The sequence below is a fragment of the Campylobacter sp. FOBRC14 genome, assembly GCF_000287855.1.
GTDB lineage: Bacteria > Campylobacterota > Campylobacteria > Campylobacterales > Campylobacteraceae > Campylobacter_A > Campylobacter_A curvus.
Map to the genome: position 1 here is coordinate 326857 of NZ_ALJJ01000018.1, position 23172 is coordinate 350028.

The window sequence follows — 23172 nt, forward strand, 5'->3', positions numbered from 1 at the left end:
GCCGCTGTCCTAGGCTCGCTTTAGCACACGAGCTATCAGCTTTTCAGGTGCGATGTCCGTTATCTCGCAAAGATACCTTCCGCCCACTTCAAGCTCCTCCAGCTCGCTCTCGTTTATCAAAATTTCACCGTCTATATCTTTATCCCAGATGTCCATCTTGGCGCCAAAAAACATCTCGCCCTCGCTGCTTTGCCCCTCCAGGCTCGCTACTACGCGCTTACCAAGCTGAGCCTTAAAGCTCGCGTCTATCTCACTTTTGATTATCTTTTCGATCATACTTAGCCGCTTTGAGATCGTTTTTGTAGGCACTTGCGCCATATCAAAAGCGGCCGTATCCTCCTCGCGCGAATACGCAAACGCGCTCACGCGGTCAAATTTTATCTCGTCAAACAGTGCGCAAAGCTCGTTAAAGTCATCATCGCTCTCAAGCGGATGGCCCACTATCACGCCCGTTCTCAAAAACGAACCAGGAGCCGCTCTCATCATCTTTAAAAGCTGCATTATGCGATCTTTGCCACTTCCTCGCTTCATCAAACGAAGCATCTTTTCGCTGATGTGCTGGATAGGCATATCAAAATAGTTGTGAAACACTGGCGAGGCGATGATACGCTCGATGAGTGCGTCTGAAGCGGTGCTAGGATAGAGATAAAGTATGCGCGCGCTCTTTACGCCATCTATCTTTTCGACTACGTCTATGAGCTCTATGAGCCCGTCTTTCACGCCTTGATCGCGCATATAAGAGCTACTGTCTTGCGAGAGGAAGCTAAAGTCATAAAAACCTTTTTTGACTAAATTTTTTACCTCGTTCACGATATTTTCAAGCGAGCGAGACTTTAGCCTGCCTTTAAAATTTGGGATCGCGCAAAAGCTGCATCTTTGGTTGCAACCTTCTGAAATTTTGATATACGCGTGGTAGTTTGAGCCCGTTATCACGCGATCCTCACTGCTTTGCAGATAAGTGCCGGGGCTAAATAAATTTTGCTTTTTCAGTAAAATTTCATCGATCTTGTCATAATCCCCCACGCCAGTGAATAAATCTACCTCCGGAAGCTCGCGCATGAGCTCCTCACGGTAGCGCTGCATGAGACAGCCCGTTACTACGAGCGTCGCACCTTGTTTTTTGGCATCCGCCATCTCAAGTATCACCCGCACGCTCTCCTCTTTGGCAGAGGCGATGAAGCCACAGGTATTTACGATGATAACGTCTGCTTCGCGGGTCTCGTTTGTAAGCTCGTAGTTGCTAAGACGCCCCAGCATTATCTCGCTATCGACTAAATTTTTGTTGCACCCAAGCGATACGAGATGAAGCTTACCGCCGCTTTTTGCTGAATTTGCTGCAGACATTTTATACCCAGATGTTATCGATGAGGCGCGTCTTGCCGACGTTTGCGGCGACCAGGATTATCGTATTGCCAAGCTCGACTTTTGAAATTTGGTTAAAATCCCTATCCACTATCGCGACGTAATCGACCGTAAGCGGCTCAAGCGTCTTTAGCATGCCCGTCTTGATCTCGGAGGTGTCAAGCTCGCCGCCTTTGATCAAATTTGAAGCGTTGATGAGTGCGCGCGACAAACGAAGAGCGTTGCATTTATCCTCCTCGCTAAGATAGGCGTTCCTGCTAGAAAGCGCCAGTCCGTCGCTCTCGCGCACGATCTCACAAGGCACGACCTGCAAATTTAAAAATAGCGTTTTTACCATATTTTGTACAATGACTAGCTGCTGGGCGTCCTTTTTGCCCATATAAACTCTCTTTGCGCGAGTAAGGTTAAAAAGCTTTACCAATACGCGCAAAACTCCGTCAAAATGCCCCGGCCGGCTCTTGCCCTCCAAAATGCTCGAGTATTTTTTAGGCGCGATTATACAAGGCTCATCGTCAAAATACATCTCCTTAGCGTCCGGGATAAACATCGCGCTAACGCCGCAAAGCTCGCAAATTTTGATATCGCTCTCCTCTTTTTTAGGATATTTTTCCAGATCCTCACCCGGCAAAAACTGAGTAGGATTTACAAAGGTCGAGACGATGCTCACAGCATTTTCGCTCACGCATTTTTTGATAAGGCTCATATGCCCGTCATGTAGTGCACCCATAGTCGGCACAAAGCCGATCTCGTCGCCAGCCGAAGCTACAAATTCTTGTAGCTGTTTTACTGTTTTTAGTATCAACATTTTTACTTCTTTTAATAAAATTTAAGCGGTCATTTTAACAAAAAAGGATTGAACTAAGGATTAAATTTAAAATGTAAGCTTAATTTGGCTAGAATGCGCTAAAAATTTAATGGAGAAAATTTTGGATAACTACGAATACACCGAGCTTTTAAAGAGACTAAACACCAAGGTCGAAAACATCGGCTCGATCATCAAGCCACAAAGCATAAAAGAGCGCCTACAGGAGATAGAAAGGCTGGAGCATGAGCCTGATTTTTGGCAAGATATCGCAAAGGCGGGCGCATTGAACAAAGAAAAGACTAAAATTTCAAATATGCTCGCAAAATTTACAAACGCCAAGGCTGCCGTCGATGACGCAAAGGAGCTTTACGAGCTGGCAAATTCTGAAAGCGACGAAGAGACGTTAAATTCGCTATTTGATGACGCTACTGAGCTTGAAAATAAGATAACCGCACTTGAAATTTCGATGCTGCTTAGCGGCGAGGATGATAATAAAAATGCGATCATCTCGATCCACCCGGGAGCCGGCGGCACCGAGAGCAACGACTGGGCGAGCATGCTATATCGTATGTATCTGCGCTTTTGCGAGCGAGAGGGCTTTAAGGTCGAGACGCTGGACTTTCAAGAGGGCGACGAAGCGGGACTAAAAGACGTGAGCTTCATCGTTAAAGGCGAGAACGCATACGGCTATCTAAAGGCGGAAAACGGCATCCACCGCCTCGTACGCACGAGCCCGTTTGATAGCGCCGGACGCCGCCATACGAGCTTTTCAAGCGTTATGGTGAGCCCCGAGATAGACGATGACATCGAGATAGAGATCGAGGAGAAAGACCTAAAGATCGACACCTACCGTGCTAGCGGCGCAGGCGGCCAGCACGTAAATAAAACCGAGTCCGCCATCCGCATCACTCACATGCCAACAGGCATCGTCGTGCAGTGTCAAAACGATCGTAGCCAGCACAAAAATCGCGCCACAGCGATGAAAATGCTAAAATCGCGCCTTTACGAGCTGGAGCTCATGAAACAACAAGAGGCAAGCAACAGCGTGGAAAAAAGCGAGATCGGCTGGGGTCATCAGATCCGCTCATACGTGCTTTTCCCTTATCAGCAAATCAAAGATAACCGCAGCGGGCAGGCGTTTAGCCAGACCGATGCGATACTTGACGGCGATATAAAAAAGATGATCGAAGGCGTGCTGATCAGTCAAAAAAGCACGGATCAAAGCTAGATAACGAAATTTTGCAAGCAAAATGCTTACAATTTGGCAAATTTAAAATTTCATCGTTGCCAGCTTATCGCAGGCCTCTTTGACGCCACCGCCACAAGAGAGGTTTAAAAAATATCTCGCGTCTTTGAATTCGTTTTGCAAAAGATATAGCGAGCCAAGCTCGAAAGCAGCCTCGTTTGAGCCTAAATTTACCGCTTCATAATAATACGCCATAGCCTTTTTGACGTTTTTGTTCACGCCAAGGCCGTATTCGTAGATGTATCCTGCATTTCGCAGTGCATCTTTGTGTCCGTATCTGCCGGCAGTCTTGAACCAAAACAACGCTCGCAGCATATCTTTACTCACGCCAAGGCCGTCGCGATAGCACAAGCCCACTTGATACATCGCAAGCACGTTACCCTCTTTTGCATAGCGCTCGAAGCGACGAAACGCCTTTTTATATTCTTTTTGATTGTGAAGATATATCGCGTCCATCATCTGGACGACTTCAGGATCGTCCTTAGGCTTTGAAAGGCCTAAAATTTCATCTACTTGCTCACTCGCACACCCGACAAAAAGCAAAACCGCCAAAACGCTCAATATAAATTTTCTCACGTCGCTCCCCCAAAATTTAGCCAATTTTATCCTAAAAAATCTTATAATCCTAATAAAAATTTTACATTTTTAAAGGACGGATAAATGGATCATAACGCACTTTTAACGCAGCTGGGCTATAATGTCGATAGCGCTACGGGTGAGCAGATGCGCAGGATTTTAAACAACACCGACGGGCTCGAGCCTCAAAGCGTCGTCGTTTTAAACGATCATCTAAAGCCGCATCTTTGCTTCGTGGCGATGAGCGGCAGCGAGGATAGGCTAAAGATAAAAAATATCGCGACCATTGGCGAGATCAAGCAGCGCGTGGACGAGATCATCGACAATTGGTCCAAAAAATATAAAATGAAACTAAAAAAAATAAACGATACGACATACTACATACTAGGTAAATTTTAAGGAAAAATATGAAATACGATATCATAGTCATAGGATTTGGTAAGGCCGGCAAGACGCTAGCCGCAAAGGCCGGAGCGCTAGGGAAAAAGGTCGCCCTCATAGAAAGATCGCCGCAAATGTACGGCGGAACGTGCATCAACATAGGCTGCATACCCACAAAGCGTCTAGTCACCGCGGCAAAAGAGGCGCAATTTGTAAACAATAACGTCGAGGGTGATTATTACACGCTTTCTATCCAGACGAAAGATAAACTCATAACCGCGCTCAGAGCTAAAAATTTAGGCATGCTAAAAGATAACCCGAACATCGACGTCATCGATGGAGTGGGCTATTTCCTCGATAAAAATTCAGTCGAAATTTTGACCGCAGACGGCAGCAAATGCTTGATCGACGGTGACACCATCGTCATAAACACGGGCTCCAAAGAGGCCGACGCGCCGTTTGAGGTGAAGTCGGATATCGCCTATACAAGCTCTGAAATTTTAAATCTAAAAACCCTGCCAAAGCACCTGGTAATCGTAGGAAACGGCTTTATCGGGCTGGAGTTTGCCTCGATGTTTGCAGGCTTTGGCTCGAAGGTCACGATCGTAGGACGTGGCAAATTTATGAAAAACGAGGACGATGACGTCGCTAATAGCGTAAAAGAGGCGCTAGTCGCACAGGGCATCGAAATTTTAGAGGATTGCAACATCTCGAGCCTAATGGGCAGAGGCCTAAATTTCAGTCAAGGCGGCATGTCAAAAAGCATAATCGCCGACGCATTTTTGCTCGCTATGGGACGCAAAGCCGTGACCGAGGGGCTAAATTTAGACAAAGTCGGTGTCAAGATAGACGAAAAAGGCAATATCGTCGTAAATGAATTTCTACAAACCGATACGCCAAACATCTACGCCGTGGGCGATGTGCGAGGCGGCGAGCTCTTTACATACACGAGCCTAGATGACTTTCGCATAGTGTTTGACAAAATTTTCGGTAAAGGCGAGCGAAGCACCAAAAACCGCGCCATACACGCAAATACGCTATTTACGCAAACGCCCCTGGCTAAAGTCGGTCTTAGCCAAAAGGAGGCGACCGCACTTGGCAAAGATATCAAAATTTTAAAGCTTAGCATGAGCGCAGTCCCCGGCGCAAAGGTCGTAAATCACGATATCGGCATGCTAAAAGCGATAGTCGATAACAAAAGCGGCGAAATTTTGGGAGCGGCGTTTCACTGCATCTACGCGCACGAGATCATCAACGAGGTCGCCATAGCGATGAATTTTAAGGCGAACGCAGGCTTTTTTAAAAATCAAATCTTCACACACCCAAGCATCAGCGAAGCTCTGAACGACTTGTTTGGGCAGTTTTAAAGGACGATCATGAGAGCAATTTTAGTGTTTTTGATAGCACTTTTTTTCACGGGATGTTTGCAAACGGCCAAAGTCGGTCAGCCTAGCACCGACGAATGGCAAAAAAACGACAATCAAACGACGCTGCAAAACAAACAGCAAATTTCACAAAACGCTATCGTCGTTTTGACGCCACAATGTGCTAACGGCGATGCTGGCGCATGCAACGATCTGGGCGCAAACTACGAGTTTTTAAAAGAGTACGACAAGGCTTTTGAAAACTATAAAAAATCTTGCGATAAGGGCGTAGAGCTTGGCTGCTCGAACCTGGGGCTTCTTTACGAGCAAGGTCTGGGAACGAAAAAAGATCCTAAACGTGCGATCGAAATTTACAAAACCAGCTGCAACAACGGCGGCATGCAGTCTTGCTACCACCTAGGCAACGCATATCGTAAGGGCGAGATCGTCGCGCAGGATTATTACCTGGCTATGCGCGCTTATACCAACGCTTGCGAGTCCGGCGACATCCCTTCGTGCGCAAACATAGGCGCGATGTATGAGCTCGGACTTGGCGTGAACAAAGACGAGATGCGCGCATATAAAATTTACAAAGTCGCGTGCTTTCGCGGCCTAAATAAGGCTTGCCCGCAGATGAAACGGCTCGGGGTCAAGCTAGGTCAGATCAGTGAAAACTAAAATTTTAAATTTCGCCATCGTACTGGCGGTCGCGTTTGGCTTTAGCGGCTGCTGGTCATGGCAAAAGATCGTGAGCTTTGGCTTTTGGCAAAGCGACGAGGAGGTCGCCCGGCAAAAAGCCGCCTCCGAGCAAGAGGCCTTGAGCGCAAAATGCGAAAGCGGCGACGGGATATCTTGCAACAACCTGGCTGTAAATTTCAGCACGCTTAAAAATTTTAGCGAGGCTAAGAAATTTTACGAAAAGGCCTGCGACAACGGATTAGCGACTGCATGCTCAAATCTCGGTCAAATTTACGAGCAAGGGCTAGTCGATGAGAAGATCGATCTTAAAAAGGCGCTTGAATTATATAAATTAGCCTGCCAAAATGGCGACGGCGTAGGCTGCTATAACGAGGCTTTGGCAGTATATGGCTCAAGCGCGAACAAAACCGACAAGGATAAAAGCGCGGCAAAAAGCCTCTCTCTACTCGCTAAAAGCTGCGAACTCGAATACGCACAGGCTTGCTACCTGCTAGCAAAGCTAAGCAATGACGAAGCCAAGGCAAAAGCGCTTTTCAAGCGAGCTTGTAAATTTGGAAAGTGTGCGGAGTAAAACCAACCGCGCGCTGCATCAATACGCCATATCTACGGCTTGGCAGATCGTATGCACGAAAAAGATATGCATCTCTTGAATTCGCGCGGTATCGCTGGCTGGGACGACCAAATTTAGATCGCATTTTTCGTTCATAGCTCCGCCGCCTTTGCCGCTAAAGCCAAGCGTAGCCACGCCAAGGCGTTTAGCGACCTCAAGCGCGTTTAGCACGTTTTTGCTATTTCCACTAGTCGAGATCGCCACGAGCAAGTCGCCCTCACGCGCAAGCGCTTCAAGCTGTCTAGAAAACACCGTGTCGTATCCGTAGTCGTTCCCGATAGCCGTAAGCGCCGAAGTATCCGTAGTGAGGGCGATGCCGGCAAGTGGCTTGCGCTCGGTTTTGTATCTACCCGTAAGCTCGGCGGCAAAATGCTGCGCGTCAGCCGCGCTCCCGCCGTTTCCGCATATCAAAATTTTACCGCCGTTCTTTAGGGCGCGAACGACCATTTCGCAAGCTTTTTGTAGCTGCTCGCTCATCTTTACAGTCTCGTTTAAAGTCTGCAAATGCGCATTAAATTCATTTTTTATCATCTCATTTATCAGCATCTTTTATCCTTTTTACTATCGCGCTAGTACTCTTGCCATCTACGAATTCAACGAGCCTAACGTCTTTTACGATATCGCTTCCAACGATCTCTTTGCCCTCGTAGTCCGCACCCTTTACGAGGATGTCCGGCCTTAGCTTTTTGATGAGCTCTAGGGGCGTATCCTCGTCAAATATCACGACATAATCGACAAATCCAAGCCCGCTAAGCACGCAAGCTCTATCAAGCTGCGAATTTATCGGGCGGCTTTCGCCTTTTAGCCTGCGCACCGATGCGTCGGAATTTAGCCCTACGATCAAAATATCACCAAAATCGCGCGCTTTAGCAAGATACCTCGTATGCCCTGCGTGCAAGATATCAAAGCAGCCGTTCGTGAAAACGGCCTTTTTCTCGCCTCTTTGAGATAAAATTTCAGCCACCTGCTCAGCGCTTTTTATCTTATGCTCGAATTCCGCGTTCGCCCTACTTCGTAAAAGCTCCTCTATCTCGCCAAAATTTGCCGTCGCGCTTCCTATCTTTGCGACTACCACGGCGGCGGCTAAATTTGCCATTTTGATAGCTTCTTTGATATCTTTTTTACTAGCCAGCATAAACCCAAGCGTCGCGAGCACCGTATCTCCGGCACCAGTGACGTCAAAGACCTCTTTAGCCTCGGCAGGGAAGATCTCAAGCTCCTTATCAAAAAGCGCGATGCCCTCCTCCGAGAGCGTGACGATGGAGTATTTTAGGTTAAGCTCGTTTTTGAGCTTCATTATGGCGGCTCTTAGATCGCTGGTATTTTTTATAGCGATGCCGGTCGCCTCGCTCGCCTCTTTGCGATTTGGAGTAAGTAGCGTTGCGTTTTTGTATTTTGAATAGTCGTTGCCTTTAGGGTCTATCAGCACCGGGATACCAAGCCGCACGCACTCGTTTATGATGTCTTGACAGACCTTGTCGCTAAGGACGCCTTTGCCGTAGTCACTAAGCAAAACGACGCTGAAATTCTTTAAATTTTCAGTCACTTTTTGCACGAGCTCGGACTCTAAATTTATTTTGACGGCACTTTCTTTATCTATCCTCACGACTTGCTGATGAGAAGCCATCACGCGGCTTTTTATTGAGCTTTCGCGACCCTTCTCGCTAAGTATCAGCCCACCACCAGCACCAAGCTCGCTAAGCATATTTTTTATGCGAAGCCCCACTTCATCGTCTCCGACGACACTTGCGACACTGACCTTCGCTCCAAGAGCGAGCAAATTTTGCACGACATTGCCCGCTCCGCCTAGGCGATGCGTCTCCTTTGCTATCTTGACGACCTGCACGGGAGCTTCTGGCGAGATACGATCGCAGCTACCCCAGATATAATGATCGAGCATAAGATCGCCGACGACTAAAATTTCAACCTTCTTAGTCATTTATCTCTTCCTTAAAGATCCTCTTTATCTCCGGCAAATAGTCTTTTATGCCCTCTTCGAGACTCCACTGGCTTTCGTATCCCAGGGCTTTTTTGGTCGGCTCGATGTCAGCTTGGGTGTGAAACTGATAAGAGCCTAGGTATGGGTTTTTGATGTATTCGTTCCCCAAATTTACGCCGATCTCACGCTGCAATATATCGGCGATATCCTGAAAGCTTCTGGCCCTTCCCGTCGCTGCGTTATAAACGCCGCTTGGCGCGTCAAGGGCCTTTAAATTCGCATTTATGATATCTTTTATATATACAAAATCTCTTTTTATCTTGTCGCTTCCCTCAAATAATCGCGGCGCTTTGCCAGCTAAAATTTGAAGCCCAAACTGCAAGATCATCGATGCGGTCTTGTTTTTGAAAAACTCGCCCTTGCCGTAAACATTGAAATATCGCAGTCCGACTACACTTACACCGCGCTTGGCGTAGATTTTGCCGATATTATCCATCGCGAGCTTGCTAAAGCCGTATACGTTGTTTGGGGCTTCGCATTCGCCGACTTTTTGCGGGCTTTTTGCGTTGCCGTATGTAGCGCCGGAGCTCGCATAAACCATTTTTGTACCACCGCTTTCGCAGATGTCTAGCAAATTTACAAAGGCGTTTACGTTAGTTTTTACAAGCTCGTCTTGTTCGCGAACCGTAGTATCCGAGATCGCCGCCTCGTGAAAGATCACGTCCGGCCTAAAATCCGCTATCTTTTGCAAGGTGTCTTTGCAGTTTATATCGCCTGCAAAAATTTCGCCTTTAAAGCCCAGTAAATTTTTAAAATGCCCGAAGCTCTTTAAATTCCCGTTACTAAAGGTCTCATTGCTTCTAAATTTATCCACGACCAAAACGCGCGCGTCTTTGAAATTTTCGTCGAGATAATGCGCCAAGGCCGAGCCGATGAAGCCTGCGCCTCCAGTTACGACTATGTTTTTACCGTCTAAATTCATAATAATTTTTCCTTTTTCATATATTCATAAACATCGTTCACACTCTTGAAATTTTGCCCGTCAAGTAAGAAATTTTGCCCTACGCCGGCATTTTGACCGGCCAATACATCGCTTGGCTTATCGCCTATCATGACGGATCCCTCAAGGTCTATGCCAAATTCCAAAGCGGCGTCCAGGATCATTTTTGGTTTTGGCTTGCGACATTCGCACGAAGCCTCGGGAGCATGCGGGCAAAAATATACCTTTGTGATATTTACACCGCGCTTTTTAAACTCGCCCAGCATATGATCGTTTAAAATTTCAAATTGCTTTTGCGTGTAGTAGCCTCGTCCTATGCCTGATTGGTTCGTCACGACGATGAGCTTGTAACCAAGCTCGCAAAATTTACGCAAAACATCGAAAATTCCCTCGCGAAATTTAAAATCTGCGATATCGCAAACATACCCGGTATCTTCATTTATGACGCCGTCTCGATCTAGAAATAGCGCTTTATTGCCTAAAATTTTACTCATCTCGTGATTATAGCTAAAATTATTTAAACTATTACCGATATAAACTTCGCAATCAAGTTTAAATTTATGTTTTTATAATATAATTTGAACTATTTTTTTAAAAAGGATGAAAAATGAAAAAAATTCTGATCGTTTCTGGTATTGCAGCTATGCTCGCAAGCTCGATGTTCGCGGCTGATGGCGCGACTATATACAAAAAATGTATCGCCTGTCACGGGCAAAAAGCCGAGAAAATGTTCAACAACAAAGTCCCTGCGCTCTCATCTCTTGATACAGCCACTATCGTTGCCGCTCTAAAAGAGTATAAAACAGGCAAAAACTCCTACGGCATGGGAGCTATGATGAAGCCTATCGCGACTCCACTAAACGATGCGGACGCTCAGGCAGTAGCCGAGTATATCCAAACTCTAAAATAATCATCGAGGGCGACTTTGCCCTCTATCTACTTTCATTGATCACTATATTATTAAATGGCTTTGCTACAATATTTCATTGATTTTTAGCTTTCAAAGCAGGAGAATGCGAACAGCATTCGAGTAAAAACCTTGTGAAGCGACGCTATCACCGCCGATTTCCAGAGAAGCCACAGGCTAAACGCGGTCTGCTCGCAGTTGCGAGTGCAACGAAGCAGAAAAAATCGTGCTATATGTTCGGCTACTCGCTCCCGCACAAACGCTGTTCGCGTCCGTGCTAGGTCGCTCCTGGAGCGAGCAAGGTTTGCGAAGCGAGTGTCAATGATTTATTAAAACAGAGCCTATTAAATATAAAATTTGACTCTATCTTAAACACCTAAAAAGGCCCTTCGCGAATTTTACTCACTCTAGGATCGCCTGACATAGATACGAACATCAAAACGACGACGATAGTATCGCTTCATAAGATTTGATTGCTCTGGAGTATATAAAATTTCGAACGATTTTTTGCTGATATAGATTATTGAGATTGATATTTTATAAATTAAAATGGTGACCCATACGAGACTCGAACTCGTGTTACCAACGTGAGAGGCTGGTGTCCTAACCACTAGACGAATGGGCCGAAAATGGTGCCCCGTGTAGAGACCGCAAAACTGCATAAAAACGCCGAAAGTTTAGCACTTAACACTTTAAGCTTTGCTTAACTCCGTAACTGCTCCGTAAAGCAATTTTATTTTTTCGGTTCGTTTCCTATCGTAACATTTTGCTTAAAAAAATTCGATTGTGCTAAGCCAGTTATTGCTTATTTTATGCGATATTTTTGAGATTATTGCTCTTAGTGTCTTTGGCTCGTCGTTTAGCTTGATATTGATATAACCGCCTGCAAAAAATGGGCGGCCATGTATTGAGACTGTGCCAGCTAATACACTATTTTGCTGCCTTTTAAGCTTTGCTTGAGCTTTTGATAGTGCCTCCGCTTCATCACGTGCAAAGTCGCTAAATTTTAAAACTGGCGTGCCTACTCCAACCTTGCTAACTCTTGATTTGTTTTGCTCGCTATCAAACCATTTTATCTCGCAAGCGTTATATTTTTTCGTATGATTGATTTGGTAGTTTAAGTCGATGATCTCGTCCTCTATGATCGTGTATTCTACTCGGTCGTGGTCGTGGTCTTTATCTATGAAAATGAGTGTTTTATTTTTCACGCAAAAGGTTATTTCAAGATCATCGGCGATCTTTTTACAAAATGCGCAGTCGCTTAGATCATATTGCTCGATGTCGCCTACTTCGTCCATTCTCGCAAAGTCGATCTTGATATTATAGCCATTTTCTTTTGCGATCGATCTTAAAATTTGCTCGTAGCTTTGTTGCTTAAAAGTTCGGTTCTTTTTCTCCCTAAAGGCTTTAAAAAAATTCGCCGATATTGCCTCAATCTCGTAGCTTTGTTTATAATTATATTTGATCGTGGCGATCGTAAAATCGCCCAAAAAAGCGCCGTCTATGTAAATTTTAATCTCGTCTTCTTCGCGTGGCAGTGGTGCGCTCCAGTGCATAAGCACATTTAAAACGTCGCTTTCGTCGCTTTCGTAGTCGTCTATGCTTATATCGATCCAAGGTATCAAATCCGTTTTATCAACGCCGTTATATAAAATTTTGATTTGTGGCGCTCTAAATCCTGCTACTCCCATAGATATTTTGCCTTTGTCTTTGTTTTTATCTCGATTTGAGGCAAATTAACCTCATCGCCATTTTTTAGCTTTGTTTTGCTCAGTAAATGCTCGTTTTCCCTTAAAAACTCGCTATATACGCTTTGATCCAAAGAGCCGTAAAATTTAAAACATATCATATCCAAACTCTCATCATCTTTTGCAATATAAATTTTCATTTTTTTAACTCCTGAGAAAAGATATACTCCGCCTTTGTTAGTATGGCATCGCTTATTTTTAGCGCCTCTGTGTCAAGATCGGATAGCTTACGCAGATAAAAAAACCGGCGGCCATCTTTTGCTACTGCTTGCCCAGTTAAAAAGCCGCTTGTATTGCCTTTGTTCTGTCTTGTGCTGGTAAGCCCTCTAACATAAAAATGCTTGCCTTTTGGTATGCCATAGTCTCCTGCCTTTGGTCTTGCGTGAGTCTCGAGCATAAAAGGGGTTATCGCCTTTGGCATCGCAAAGATTTTTATACTTAGATCATCCGCCCTCGCTCCACGTCTTACAAGTCGCTTTTTATCAAGGTATCGCTTTTTTATCGACACTCTTTTTGCGATTAGATCTCTTTGCTCTTTTGATACTTTCGTAAGTGTCCTATTCATAGCATTTCTTAACACTCTCGTGACTTCTTTGCTAAATTGATTAAAATCGCTCATATTAGATAGCCTGAAATTCTGATCTTTTTTGTGTAGTACCAAATGCCATTAAAAAAGAGCTTGACAAAGTTATCGGTGCTTTGTGTCATCGAGTAGATGAGTATATAGTTATCTCGCACGAGATCAAAGGCAGATATTTTTAGTGGGCGTGCCTGCTTTACCAGATCCTCAAAGCCCCTAAATTTAAAAACATCATCGAGCAAGATAGTCGCCTCAAAGCTAAATTCCTCATCAAAGCCGCCTAAATGTGTATAAATCGGTCTTGTGATCGTATTTTGCTTGTCATAGCTCACGCTTAAGTTTTTTTCGATGCCTGCGACATTGTCATCTACACTAAAGATATACTTGTCGATCGTGATTATCCTCATTTATCAATCTCCATAACTATAACTTGAATTTTGCACCGCTTTAGCCACTGCTTGCGGCGTGGCACTTGATCCTTGCATTGTGATATTTACGACTTTATTGTCGTTGATCGTGTTATTTTTGCTATTTGCTACGCTTAAATTCTTGGCTTCGATGGCTTGACCGATCGCTCCATTTGTGTTTTGCGCTTTTGGCTTGCTGTCATAGAATAAATTTAAAGGATTGTACCAACTCCGATCTGCGCCGTCGCCAACTCCTAGCATATCTTTTAATCCACCGCTTATATCGAGCTTTTTAAAGCTATCTATTAGTGTATTTACGCCGCTTATTGCCGATGTGATAAGCTCGATCATAAATTTTAAAGGGGATAGTACAAAGTTGATCGCCGCTGCGACTATCTCGCCAAATTTAGCCCCTGCGTTTGTTAGCCCCTCGATCTCCTCTTTTGTGGCGATACTCTGCCCAAAGAGCGAACTAAAAAAGCTTGATATTTTAGAAAATATAGGCATCAAAGGCGAAAAAGCCGATTTTATAGCGCCAAAAAAACCATTAAACACGTCCGTAACTGGTGCTATATTTTTTCTTAGTCCATCAAAAAAGCCAGTAAAAAAGGCTTTTACATGATCCCAGTACTTATAAACTAGTGCGCCAGCTACTGCGATCGCTGCCAAAATAGCACCGATTGGATTGCTTAAAAATGCAAGGCTTAACGCCCTAAAGCTCAAAACTATCTTTTTAAGTCCGCCGACAAATCCCAAGGATGCAAAATTACACTGTGCTAATGATGCACTTAGCTTTAGGCAGTCAAAAGGCAACATTGTTAAAATTTGGCGGTATCCGCCAAGCGATAGAGTTAAGAGTGCCGATGATGCCTTTAGTGTTGTCATTGCCACGTTAAAGCTAAAAAAAGCTGCTACGCTAAAGCCTATCTTTTTAACAAGCTCCTCGTTGTTTTGTGCAAATTCGGTTATTTTTTTTATAAAGCCAGTGATCTTTTCTATCGCCGTGCTAATATATGGCAAAAAGACATTGCCGATACTTATACTAAGTGAATTTAATGTATTTTTCATTAGCTGGATTTTATTTGCGACAGTGTTGCTTCTAGCTTGAAATTCTTTTTCATTTGATCCTAAAAATTTTTCTTTGCTACTAACCTCATCAAGTGATTTTTTATATACATCCATACCGCTTATAAGTGTGGCTACATCACTATCATAGTTTGTTCCCATAATGGCACTAAGCAAAGCGCCTCTTTTTTGTGGCTCGATATTATTCATAGTTTCAAGAAATTTTAAAACCGCTCCTTGTGCATCTTTTCTCATCATCGCTGAGAAATTTTTTATACTTAGCCCAGTTTTTTTAAAAGCGGCTTTTTGTTTGGCTCCGAGTGACTCTATATTGTTTAATTTTTTTAACAAAGCTTCGGATGCAGTCGCTGCGGTCTCTGGTGCTTTACCAAGTGATATAAATGTGGATGCAAGCGCGGCTGTTTGCTCTTTTGCTAGGCCTACTTGTTTGCCGATGCCTGCGATCCTTTTCATAACCTCGACTATTTCGCCAGCTTTGGCGGCATTGTTGTTTGATAAGTGGTTTATAACGTCCATCATCTCACCAGTCTCATCAAGGCTTAGTGATAAGATGTTTTTTATCTTTCCTATCGTATCGCCTGCGCTTTCTGCTGTGATGTCAAATGCTACTGCGGTTTTGGCTGCCATCTCGGTAAATTTTAAAAGCTCGTCTTTTGCTAGTCCCATTTGTCCGCCAGCTGCTGCAACTTGCGTCAAGCCCTCTGCGGTCATTGGTATTACTTGACTCATTTTTAAAATTTCGTTTGAAAAGCCTTTTATTTCCTTATCGTCCTTAAAATCCACTACTTTTTTAACGTCTGCCATTGCACTTTCAAAATCAATGGCACTTTTTATTGGCGCAGCTATTGCTGCTATTGATGCTACACTTGCAACAATCTCCGTCTTTAAATTTGCTAGTTTTTGTTTCGCCTCATCCATATCAAGGCGGATTTTAGCTCGTGTGGCCTTTTGCAAGTCGGCTTTTAGTTTTGCCATTTGTGTGTGAAAACCTGCTTTTTGAAAAGGGTTCGCTTTTAGCTCTTTTAGAGCTTCATTATATTTTTCAACGCCTGCTTTGATGTTTTGGTTTAGCTTATCTGCTAGCGAGATCGTGCTTTTATCTACGGCTTTTAAGATATTATTTAACCCTTTAAGCTCCATATTAAAGGTTAATGTTGCTTCTTGTGCCATATATTGCCTTTTTATTTTGATATTAGTAAAATATTAGTGATTTTTATACAAGGTGGTTAAAGTGTTTGATTGTCTAGGTGCTCTTTTTGCTGGCTTGATACTTCCGATTATTTTTATAGTTGGTGGATTAATAGCTTGCATGTTTTGGTATATAAGCGTGCCTTTGCTTGTTCTTTTTGCCATCGCTAAAATTTATAAAAGCAAGAGCAGCAACGCCGCCCTTTAATTTGAATTTATACGTTTTGCGATCTCAAAATAATCTACAAATTCATTAAACTCTAAGCCCATAACGTCGGCTAATGTAAAATTTAGGGAGTGCGTGATTAGCGCAATCCCCTCGATTAGTTTTTTACATCAACGCCCATAAATGCGCTTATCATCTTGCTTAGTTCCATCCACTCGCCGATTGGTAGAGCGTTTAAAAATTCTTTGCTTAATTCGCCCTCGCTCATATCTACAAGTAAATTTTTAGCCTGCTCGATCTCATCGCCCTTTGCGTTCTTTGTTGCTGACTGGATTTGTAGCAATGTAGGCGGTTTTAAATAAACTTCTTGGCCGTCTGAAAATGTAAATTTTTCTTTTGGTAATTCGATTTTTTGTAATGGCATTTTTTATCCTTAGAGTATATTTTTGCGTATTTTTGAAAACATATCGATGCCGTCATTTTCAAATATATGATTTAGTGCATCATATAAAATTACTCTTGATCCCGCTACTTCGAGCTTATAAAATGTAAGGCTTACTTCAAAACTTAAATTTGCCTCTTTGTTAAACTCAAATTTCGCACCGTCGAGGCTTTTAATCTTGCCCTCAAAAGTGGCGATCACTTGCTCATCGTCGCCGTTAGAGTTTGTAGCATTTGCTTTTAAGTATAGCTTTTGCGTCTTTGAGCTATCGAGCATTTTAAAATATAGCTCGTTTAGGTTATTTACGGTTATTTTTGTGCTTAATGGCTTAACAACTGGTAAAACTGCTTCAAATTTACCTATGCCACTGCTTGTTTCGATCGTCTCTTTTTCTATCTTTGGCAACTCCACCTCAACGACTTCCCCCATTAAGCCGATGCCATCAATAAATAAATTTCCGCCTGTAAATGCTTGCGCTTTTAACATTTTTTACCCCTTATAATTCCTCTATTAGTTTTTGTGAGTAGTCTGTTACTCGGTAAATTCTATTGACTATGCGTTTTATTAGCGGCATTTCTTGTACGTTATGTTTAATATAGACTATGCCCTCGCTTATAGTCTCGTTTGAGTTTAGCTCTTTTGGCACTGTTATCTCAAAGCCTACTACTACATTATTGGCCGTAAGCCTTAGATAAAATGCTTCTAAACTATCAACTACATTTTTGAGTACGTCGCGCATTCTCTTATCGATAGCCGTTTTTTGAGCTTTGAAAATAGTATCTATGGCGGTATAAAAAATAACATAAGTATGTATCGAGCTAAATAAGTCATCATTACAAGTTTCGCCTCCCCACGCTCTTATTCCATCATCGGCGATTATAAGGCTTATGCCTTTGCCTCTTAGTCTGTCCGCTTCGCAATCCTCACCTTGTATTAGCTCTACTTTATCCTGAATGCCGATAACGCCGTCAATAACCCTATTTGAGTAAGTTTGCGAAAAGCCATACTCGGTTTCTGCCATAGTTTTTGCATAAAGTGCTATCAAAAACGCACTAGCAGGGCGGACAACCTTATCAACTCTTATCACTTTTTGATATGTGATGATCGCTGTTTTGGTGCTGTATTCTTGCAATGTCGTATTTATCTCACTCTCTTTTGTCTTGTTTAGCTCAATCGCATAAACTCCACGCAGATATGCTGCGACTTGTTTTAGCTTCTCGTGCGTGCCTTTATCGTTGTAACCGACGGCTAAAAAGAATTTTGGCTTTGTTCCGATCGTGGCCTCGCATTTTTTTAGCTCATCGATGGCGTTTTGGCATGCAGTTTCGTTAGTATTTTGATCGCCAACTTTTTTAAAAACACTAAGTACGATTTGATTGTGCAGTCCAGTAGCTTTTAGATCGGTTAGCGTGTCTTTTATCGTTCCATCGCCTACCTCTTTAAGCGCCTCTAATATATCACTATATAGATATAGTCCAGCAGTTAGCTTTGTATCATCGCCGATGATGGCGATAGGTCGCTCATTGTTTATCTTGTATGGTGCTAGCGAGTCGTTATATAACTCAACATTTACGCCAAATTTTGCACTCATTTTTGCTCCTTTTCTTTTTGGCTATTAAATTTAAGTGATTTTATTTAAAAGGTGTTCTTTTTGTTTACAAGGGCTTTTTAAAAATTTAAATCTCTTGGCGGTTTTGTAGAAAAATCATCATAACCGCCACCGCTAAAGCTCTCTATTTTTTTATCAATCGCTTTATCAACTATGGCACATATCCAAGCTGTGCCACGCCAAGCAAAAAAGCCACCGACTGCAAGACTAAAGCGATCATTATTATTTGTAAAAAATGATGTTATTTCAAAGAATATCCAGCAAATAAAGCCTGAGCTAATAGTGCCAACTATAAAATTTAATATTTTACGCCCTCTGTTTATGGTTTGTTCTTTGTTGTTTATAGACCCTAGCGCTCCACCTAGAAAGCCTACAACTACAACCCAAAAATAAATGCCTACTTTATTTATAAGATCGTCCATTATCCGCCTCTTTTTTTAAAATTTATAAGTAAAAATGTACATTATTATGACGGATAGGATTATTTCAATTACAACCATTTTATTTAGCCAAAATTTCTTAGTTCTTTTTATGATCGCTTCCATTTACGCATCCCTCGAGTAGCTTTTCACACGTCAAAAAATAGCCCATAAGCTCTTTTGCACTTTCTAAATTTTCAGGGCTAAATTTTGGCTTTGTTGGCATTTTTTCAATGCACGCCACTGGCACATATACATCTTGATATTGTGTTTTTACGATCACTTCAGGCTTTGCACCACAACCGATTAAAACAAACGCCAAGATTAGACTACTTACTATTAGCTTCATTGAGTAGCCTTTCATAAAAGGTTAATTTCTCCTCGCATGCGGCGTCCTTGATAGGCACTGCCACACGCTCAACTCTAGTTACAATACGCTCTTTTATTTTGTTTTCGTCCTGCCTTTGCACACTTAGGGCTTTTATTGTCGCATTTGTTAGCCCTATCTTTGCGTTACATGTTTCCAAATTGGAAACAACTACTGCATTGCTTGCCTCTTTTAGCGCTATCTTGGTTGTTAGCTCGTCGATTTTGTCGGCTGCCCTGCTATTTAGCCAAAAGAGCACGCCGCACGCAAAGCTAAGCCCAAAAATAATAAAAACGTAAATTTTATCGTTCATCTTTTTACCCTTTTAAATGGGTTGATCGCCCACACGCTCTTAAGATACTCTTTATCGTCTGGCTGAATAAATGTATCTTTGTTGTATTCGTTCATCTCTGCTACGTCGAGCAATTTCCAACCTACATAGATACGGCAATAAAAGCCACTTAAAAAGCCTTTGTAGCGGATAGTTTTATAAAGCCCAAAACGTGAGCGTCCGTTTTTTAGTTTTAGCGTCACTTTGCAAAAGTCGCTTATCACTCCGCCGTTGCTTGTGGCTTTTGGATTGCCTTGCACTCTTACGCTTGACGGATCTATTTCGCTTACTTTTACTCCGTTTATCCTGCTTGAAAAGTAGCCTATGCGGTTACGATATAGCCACCTAAGACGTGCAAAATATGTCTTATTTTTGCCATTTGGGTAGTGTTCTTTGCGCCAGCCACTATCGCCGTTTATCGCCGAGTTTTCGCCGTCATAGTTGTCGTTTGCGTCCTCGAAGTACCTAGCCCACTTTGGCAAATGCTCGCTTTGTTTGTTGCAAAATAGCAGAGCTATCGGCACAACGATATAGCCAACTATTTCAAGTGGCAACTCAACAATGATAATGGCTAAAAGTTGTAAAATCTCTCTAAATTTAAACATTACTCACCCTTTTTATCTTTTGGCTTTTCTTGCTCTTTTGCTTTGTATGCTGGACACTTAGGACACTCGCTCCAAGTGCACTCGCCGTTTTTGTCTAGCTTGCTACTACAAATATTGCAACGTTTAATTTTATTTTTCATCGCTCTCTCCTTTTTCTAAATTTTCCTTTTGCGCTAGAAGCTCTTTGTATTCAGCCCTTAGCTCGTCAAGCACATTATCATTACCTATCAAAAGTGCGTGCCTGATGTAGCCCTCGGTCTCTTTGATCTGTTCATCAAGCTCGGCTAGCTCTTTTTGCTTGATCTGCTCCTCATTTGGTGCGGGATTGAGTATCTCATCCACTTCTTTTTTTGAAATTTCGATCCATTCTGATTTTTTAAATTCTGCTACGTCTTTCTCATCCAGTGCGTAGATTTGATTGTTTTTATCTTTGAAATATTTCATTTGTTTGTCCTTTCTATCGAAGCTCGGCCCAGTGATATAGTGTGGTCGAGCCTTTGAGAACATATGTGGCTTTGTTCGGGATGATGGCACAAAGGCTAGTGAGAGCATTTGAGCCATCGTTTCCTACCGCGGCTTTTATGCCATTTACGAGTAGCTCCGCTAGGTTGTCGTTTGTTGTTATTGATACCATGATAGGTCTGTCCGTAGTATTTGTATACGTGATACCAATTTGCCTCTCTTGCGTCACATCCTGCCATGTTTGATTGATGCCGATACTTGCTATGCCTGCGACCGCTTTCTCGCTCACGGCTACGTCTTCTTGCTGCCCGGTGATCGAATTCTTGATTTTGACGGTGCCTGCTTTTGTTTCGGTGGCAAGTTCTGGCAGGCTAGTTATTAAAGCAAATTTATTGTCGCTCTCTTTTTTTGTGTATGCGTCTATCTTGTCGGTCTTTTTTAGAAAAGTGGCGTCACTCCATTTTCTTGTAGCAAGTACGACGTTGTTATCGACTTTTAAAATGATGCTCTCGTTTGCGTTTGAAATTTGAAGTTTAAAATTTAATGTGATGTCTTTGCTTGACCCCTCATTTAAAAGCGGTTTATAGGTATCTGCAAGGCGTGCAACTGCAAATAGCGAGCCATCATCACAGTATATTCCAGCCGTTTTTATATAAAATCCGCCAACTTCAGGCGGTATGATGGCATCGACGTCGAGGATGTTATTATCGTTTTCGTCTATAGTTATGGCGTTTATTGCACCCCTATACTTTTCATTTGGTATTGACGTCGTCTGTTCGCTTAATTCTCCTTCAAAGTCGCTTACTACAACTTCTTTTAATGCGATCCTTGATCCATCGCTAGCGGTTTTTAGTAGCTTATTTATGCCACTTGCTGTTAAAAGTGTGTATTGCTTCATTTATCCATCCTTTATCTTGTTAAAACTCTTGTTGCATTGATTGGTATGCTTATGATCTCGTTTATCTGCGTAGTAGCACCAGCTTTAAAGCTTGCTCTTTGGTTTATATTTGATATTACATAAGGATCTACACTTATGCTCTCTCCGCTAAATGTGTAAGAGTAGGCTTTTAAATTTATGCTAGCAGTCGCTTTTATGCTTGCTCCATCATATACGCTACGCACGTTTTTATATGTTTTGATTAATTTATCGGTCTTTGCTACTTGTTCCTTGCTTAGTCCTTTGCTTGCGTCCAAAATAAGCTTAAAATGATAAGGCTCGCCGCCGTATTCGCTCCACTGCTTCGTACTTGCACCGCTATAATATGCCTTTAGTCCAGTTTCTAAGCTCTCGCTCGTCCCCTCAAAAAAATAGGTTTTTAGCGGTGCTTTTAGTAGCTCTTTTGTTTCCTCGATACTTAGGCTTTTTGGCTCGGTATCAAATTGATGGGCTAAATACGCTCTATTTACGTCGGTTTGGTTATAAAAAAATCGCTCATCAAAGGCTAAGTATTCATCCATCTTTGAGCCAAAGACCTCATCGACCCTAAAAAGCACATCATTATAGGCTCTTAAATCAAGCATTGTTAGCCTTATTGATTTGAAGTGAATTTAACACAATAATGCTATCTCGATCGGCTCTTGGCATAGGCGTTTTAACCTCAACGGATGCCGTATTCTCATCAAAAGCTACTTCTATGATCTGCGAAATATGCGGCGTTTGCTCGATCTTTAGCGTGCTAAAAAACTCTTTTAGCCTTGTGTCTGCGTTCGCCAAAATTTCATTAAATATAAAATTCTCTCTTGGTGCTATCTCGATGACGAGATCAAGATTGATTTTATTCGCCTCTTTTATGCGAACATCATCAGTTAGTGGGATTTTGTCTTTTAGTGCCTCTTTTATCTTTTCTTTGGCGATTTGAGGTTCAAATTTAGATAGATATACTACTTGCACCACGCCAGCGCTTACTTGATATACATTAGCTTTGTTTATCCCCTCGACGCTTAAAACGTGAAAAAGATATGCTTTTTCGCTGCCAGCCGTGCTAAAGCGATGAAGTGCAAGTAAAAATCGCTCTCTTAACTCATCATCGCTTTCGCGTGCTTTAAAGCCACTAAATGGCTCTTTTATATTTATTTCGCTTATGTAGATGTTTGGTATTTCGAGTGTCGTGGTCTCGTATGGCTCTTTAAAATAGTCTGCCGCTTCGATCTGCACTACCGATGTATCGTTTATAAAAGTATCTTTTAGCAGATATGCAAAATGTCCTTTTGTGTCTGTAAATTTAGTGTCTTTGCTTAGAAATGTTGAGCTATTTACTTTTATTTCAACCTTTGCGATCGGCTTTATTTCTTCATTTCGCTTTATGCCGATTAGTTTCACAAGTTCATCGAGATACTCGCCTTTGCTGAAAAGTAGGTAATTTTGAGAAATTTTAACATTTGTAAGTTCTATAAAGTTGTTAAGTTTAAATAAAAATATATCAATAAGCGTCATATAATCATCCCCTATTAGTGGGATATAGTCTAGCTTTCCGCTCTTTGTTTTAAACTCGCTTATGATAGCTTTTCGCTCTTTGTCTATATCGAGTGGTTTTATAAAATTTGGCACTTTCATATATTCAGCTTTAAAAATTTAGTTTCTTTGTCTTGTGTGTATGATATTTCGCAGATGATCGAGCCGTTATCGTCCTCAAAGCTTATGCTGTCAGTCTGTATGCGTGGCTCGTGCTTTTTGATCTGCTCAGTTATATCCTCTTTTAGCGCCAGTAGGTTATAGAGATCGGCGCTTTTGTCTATATGCCTATCAAGTCCAAAAAGAGGGCGTAAGGTCTTTGTATATTTATTCGTGATAAAAATACGCCTTAAATTTTCCTCTACTTCGATTTGGTGCATTTTTGCCCTTTTTTTGCTTTTATTGTATAAAATGGCATAAA

The 23172-nt window shown here is 42.4% G+C and carries 31 protein-coding genes and 1 tRNA gene; 6 read left to right on the forward strand and 26 right to left on the reverse strand.

Features of this window, described 5'->3' with window-relative positions; genetic code table 11:
• Positions 1-9 precede the first annotated feature (9 nt).
• Together HMPREF1139_RS10565 and panC are read right to left on the reverse strand one after the other, a co-directional pair.
• The gene (locus HMPREF1139_RS10565) at positions 10-1344 is read right to left on the reverse strand and encodes a MiaB/RimO family radical SAM methylthiotransferase (protein ID WP_009651204.1); all 1335 of its coding nucleotides are present in this window, start codon (positions 1342-1344) and stop codon (positions 10-12) included.
• A gap of 1 nt (position 1345) precedes the next feature.
• Positions 1346-2167 carry a pantoate--beta-alanine ligase gene (gene panC / locus HMPREF1139_RS10570; RefSeq protein WP_009651303.1) on the reverse strand — a complete coding sequence of 274 codons (822 nt, stop codon included), beginning with the start codon at positions 2165-2167 and terminating at the stop codon, positions 1346-1348.
• 121 nt (positions 2168-2288) lie between these two features.
• Between panC and prfB the strand changes: the two genes are divergently transcribed.
• Positions 2289-3395 carry a peptide chain release factor 2 gene (gene prfB, locus HMPREF1139_RS10575; RefSeq protein WP_034966510.1) on the forward strand — a complete coding sequence of 369 codons (1107 nt, stop codon included), beginning with the start codon at positions 2289-2291 and terminating at the stop codon, positions 3393-3395.
• 42 nt (positions 3396-3437) lie between these two features.
• Here the strand turns inward: prfB and HMPREF1139_RS10580 are convergent, their stop codons facing one another.
• Positions 3438-4013 (reverse strand): tetratricopeptide repeat protein, encoded by a 576-nt coding sequence (locus tag HMPREF1139_RS10580; protein ID WP_009651187.1) that lies wholly within the window; start codon positions 4011-4013, stop codon positions 3438-3440.
• A gap of 60 nt (positions 4014-4073) precedes the next feature.
• Between HMPREF1139_RS10580 and HMPREF1139_RS10585 the strand changes: the two genes are divergently transcribed.
• From HMPREF1139_RS10585 to HMPREF1139_RS10600, 4 genes are read left to right on the forward strand one after another with little or no spacing between them, the layout of a single operon-like run.
• Positions 4074-4388: a hypothetical protein gene (locus HMPREF1139_RS10585; RefSeq protein WP_009651490.1), complete on the forward strand. Its 315-nt coding sequence runs from the start codon at positions 4074-4076 to the stop codon at positions 4386-4388.
• Positions 4389-4396: 8 nt separating this feature from the next.
• Complete coding sequence (locus tag HMPREF1139_RS10590) at positions 4397-5737, forward strand: dihydrolipoyl dehydrogenase family protein (protein WP_009651378.1); 1341 nt, start codon at positions 4397-4399, stop codon at positions 5735-5737.
• 9 nt (positions 5738-5746) lie between these two features.
• Entirely contained in the window at positions 5747-6412 is a 666-nt protein-coding gene (locus HMPREF1139_RS10595; protein WP_009651285.1) for a tetratricopeptide repeat protein, read from the forward strand.
• Positions 6402-7004: a tetratricopeptide repeat protein gene (locus HMPREF1139_RS10600; protein WP_009651191.1), complete on the forward strand. Its 603-nt coding sequence runs from the start codon at positions 6402-6404 to the stop codon at positions 7002-7004. Before HMPREF1139_RS10595 ends, HMPREF1139_RS10600 begins: the two co-directional genes overlap by 11 nt.
• Positions 7005-7022: 18 nt before the next feature.
• Here the strand turns inward: HMPREF1139_RS10600 and gmhA are convergent, their stop codons facing one another.
• From gmhA to gmhB, 4 genes are read right to left on the reverse strand one after another with little or no spacing between them, the layout of a single operon-like run.
• Positions 7023-7589 (reverse strand): D-sedoheptulose 7-phosphate isomerase, encoded by a 567-nt coding sequence (gene gmhA, locus HMPREF1139_RS10605; protein WP_009651458.1) that lies wholly within the window; start codon positions 7587-7589, stop codon positions 7023-7025.
• A complete protein-coding gene (gene rfaE1 / locus HMPREF1139_RS10610; RefSeq protein WP_009651429.1) occupies positions 7576-8982 on the reverse strand; it encodes a D-glycero-beta-D-manno-heptose-7-phosphate kinase in 1407 nt (468 codons plus the stop codon). The genes gmhA and rfaE1 overlap by 14 nt, the downstream gene beginning before the upstream one ends.
• Entirely contained in the window at positions 8975-9964 is a 990-nt protein-coding gene (rfaD, locus tag HMPREF1139_RS10615; protein ID WP_009651147.1) for an ADP-glyceromanno-heptose 6-epimerase, read from the reverse strand. Before rfaD ends, rfaE1 begins: the two co-directional genes overlap by 8 nt.
• Positions 9961-10476, reverse strand: a complete 516-nt coding sequence (gene gmhB / locus HMPREF1139_RS10620) for a D-glycero-beta-D-manno-heptose 1,7-bisphosphate 7-phosphatase (RefSeq protein ID WP_009651255.1) — start codon at positions 10474-10476, stop codon at positions 9961-9963. The genes rfaD and gmhB overlap by 4 nt, the downstream gene beginning before the upstream one ends.
• A gap of 113 nt (positions 10477-10589) precedes the next feature.
• Here gmhB and HMPREF1139_RS10625 point away from each other — a divergent pair, with 113 nt between their 5' ends.
• Entirely contained in the window at positions 10590-10892 is a 303-nt protein-coding gene (locus HMPREF1139_RS10625) for a c-type cytochrome (RefSeq protein ID WP_009651367.1), read from the forward strand.
• A 547-nt stretch (positions 10893-11439) separates the two neighbouring features.
• Here the strand turns inward: HMPREF1139_RS10625 and HMPREF1139_RS10630 are convergent.
• The 19 genes from HMPREF1139_RS10630 to HMPREF1139_RS10715 all read right to left on the reverse strand — a co-directional run bounded on the left by HMPREF1139_RS10630 (position 11440) and on the right by HMPREF1139_RS10715 (position 23131).
• Positions 11440-11514, reverse strand: a tRNA-Glu gene (locus tag HMPREF1139_RS10630).
• Positions 11515-11659: 145 nt separating this feature from the next.
• Positions 11660-12580 (reverse strand): phage late control D family protein, encoded by a 921-nt coding sequence (locus HMPREF1139_RS10635; RefSeq protein WP_009651114.1) that lies wholly within the window; start codon positions 12578-12580, stop codon positions 11660-11662.
• Positions 12571-12777: a tail protein X gene (locus HMPREF1139_RS10640; protein ID WP_009651210.1), complete on the reverse strand. Its 207-nt coding sequence runs from the start codon at positions 12775-12777 to the stop codon at positions 12571-12573. The genes HMPREF1139_RS10635 and HMPREF1139_RS10640 overlap by 10 nt, the downstream gene beginning before the upstream one ends.
• A complete protein-coding gene (locus HMPREF1139_RS10645) occupies positions 12774-13202 on the reverse strand; it encodes a hypothetical protein (protein WP_156795036.1) in 429 nt (142 codons plus the stop codon). The genes HMPREF1139_RS10640 and HMPREF1139_RS10645 overlap by 4 nt, the downstream gene beginning before the upstream one ends.
• Positions 13203-13252: 50 nt before the next feature.
• Entirely contained in the window at positions 13253-13624 is a 372-nt protein-coding gene (locus HMPREF1139_RS10650; RefSeq protein ID WP_009651140.1) for a hypothetical protein, read from the reverse strand.
• 3 nt (positions 13625-13627) lie between these two features.
• Entirely contained in the window at positions 13628-15880 is a 2253-nt protein-coding gene (locus tag HMPREF1139_RS11125) for a phage tail tape measure protein (RefSeq protein WP_009651488.1), read from the reverse strand.
• Between the two features lie 341 nt (positions 15881-16221).
• The gene (locus tag HMPREF1139_RS10660) at positions 16222-16488 is read right to left on the reverse strand and encodes a hypothetical protein (RefSeq protein WP_009651174.1); all 267 of its coding nucleotides are present in this window, start codon (positions 16486-16488) and stop codon (positions 16222-16224) included.
• A 9-nt stretch (positions 16489-16497) separates the two neighbouring features.
• Positions 16498-16992, reverse strand: a complete 495-nt coding sequence (locus HMPREF1139_RS10665) for a phage major tail tube protein (RefSeq protein WP_009651158.1) — start codon at positions 16990-16992, stop codon at positions 16498-16500.
• Between the two features lie 10 nt (positions 16993-17002).
• Complete coding sequence (locus HMPREF1139_RS10670) at positions 17003-18097, reverse strand: hypothetical protein (RefSeq protein ID WP_009651260.1); 1095 nt, start codon at positions 18095-18097, stop codon at positions 17003-17005.
• A gap of 77 nt (positions 18098-18174) precedes the next feature.
• Positions 18175-18537, reverse strand: a complete 363-nt coding sequence (locus tag HMPREF1139_RS10675) for a phage holin family protein (RefSeq protein WP_009651376.1) — start codon at positions 18535-18537, stop codon at positions 18175-18177.
• A gap of 97 nt (positions 18538-18634) precedes the next feature.
• Complete coding sequence (locus tag HMPREF1139_RS10680) at positions 18635-18883, reverse strand: hypothetical protein (RefSeq protein ID WP_009651282.1); 249 nt, start codon at positions 18881-18883, stop codon at positions 18635-18637.
• The gene (locus tag HMPREF1139_RS10685; protein ID WP_009651455.1) at positions 18864-19214 is read right to left on the reverse strand and encodes a hypothetical protein; all 351 of its coding nucleotides are present in this window, start codon (positions 19212-19214) and stop codon (positions 18864-18866) included. The genes HMPREF1139_RS10680 and HMPREF1139_RS10685 overlap by 20 nt, the downstream gene beginning before the upstream one ends.
• Entirely contained in the window at positions 19211-19837 is a 627-nt protein-coding gene (locus HMPREF1139_RS10690) for a DUF7338 family protein (protein WP_009651479.1), read from the reverse strand. The genes HMPREF1139_RS10685 and HMPREF1139_RS10690 overlap by 4 nt, the downstream gene beginning before the upstream one ends.
• Positions 19837-19977: a hypothetical protein gene (locus HMPREF1139_RS11775; RefSeq protein ID WP_009651357.1), complete on the reverse strand. Its 141-nt coding sequence runs from the start codon at positions 19975-19977 to the stop codon at positions 19837-19839. The genes HMPREF1139_RS10690 and HMPREF1139_RS11775 overlap by 1 nt, the downstream gene beginning before the upstream one ends.
• Positions 19967-20281, reverse strand: a complete 315-nt coding sequence (locus tag HMPREF1139_RS10695) for a hypothetical protein (protein ID WP_009651436.1) — start codon at positions 20279-20281, stop codon at positions 19967-19969. The genes HMPREF1139_RS11775 and HMPREF1139_RS10695 overlap by 11 nt, the downstream gene beginning before the upstream one ends.
• A gap of 13 nt (positions 20282-20294) precedes the next feature.
• The gene (locus HMPREF1139_RS10700; RefSeq protein ID WP_009651165.1) at positions 20295-21197 is read right to left on the reverse strand and encodes a phage tail protein; all 903 of its coding nucleotides are present in this window, start codon (positions 21195-21197) and stop codon (positions 20295-20297) included.
• Positions 21198-21208: 11 nt separating this feature from the next.
• Positions 21209-21820 (reverse strand): phage tail protein, encoded by a 612-nt coding sequence (locus HMPREF1139_RS10705; protein WP_009651213.1) that lies wholly within the window; start codon positions 21818-21820, stop codon positions 21209-21211.
• Positions 21813-22853, reverse strand: a complete 1041-nt coding sequence (locus HMPREF1139_RS10710; protein WP_009651346.1) for a baseplate J/gp47 family protein — start codon at positions 22851-22853, stop codon at positions 21813-21815. The genes HMPREF1139_RS10705 and HMPREF1139_RS10710 overlap by 8 nt, the downstream gene beginning before the upstream one ends.
• Positions 22850-23131, reverse strand: coding sequence for a GPW/gp25 family protein (locus HMPREF1139_RS10715; protein WP_009651380.1), 282 nt, complete (start codon positions 23129-23131; stop codon positions 22850-22852). The genes HMPREF1139_RS10710 and HMPREF1139_RS10715 overlap by 4 nt, the downstream gene beginning before the upstream one ends.
• Positions 23132-23172 lie beyond the last annotated feature (41 nt).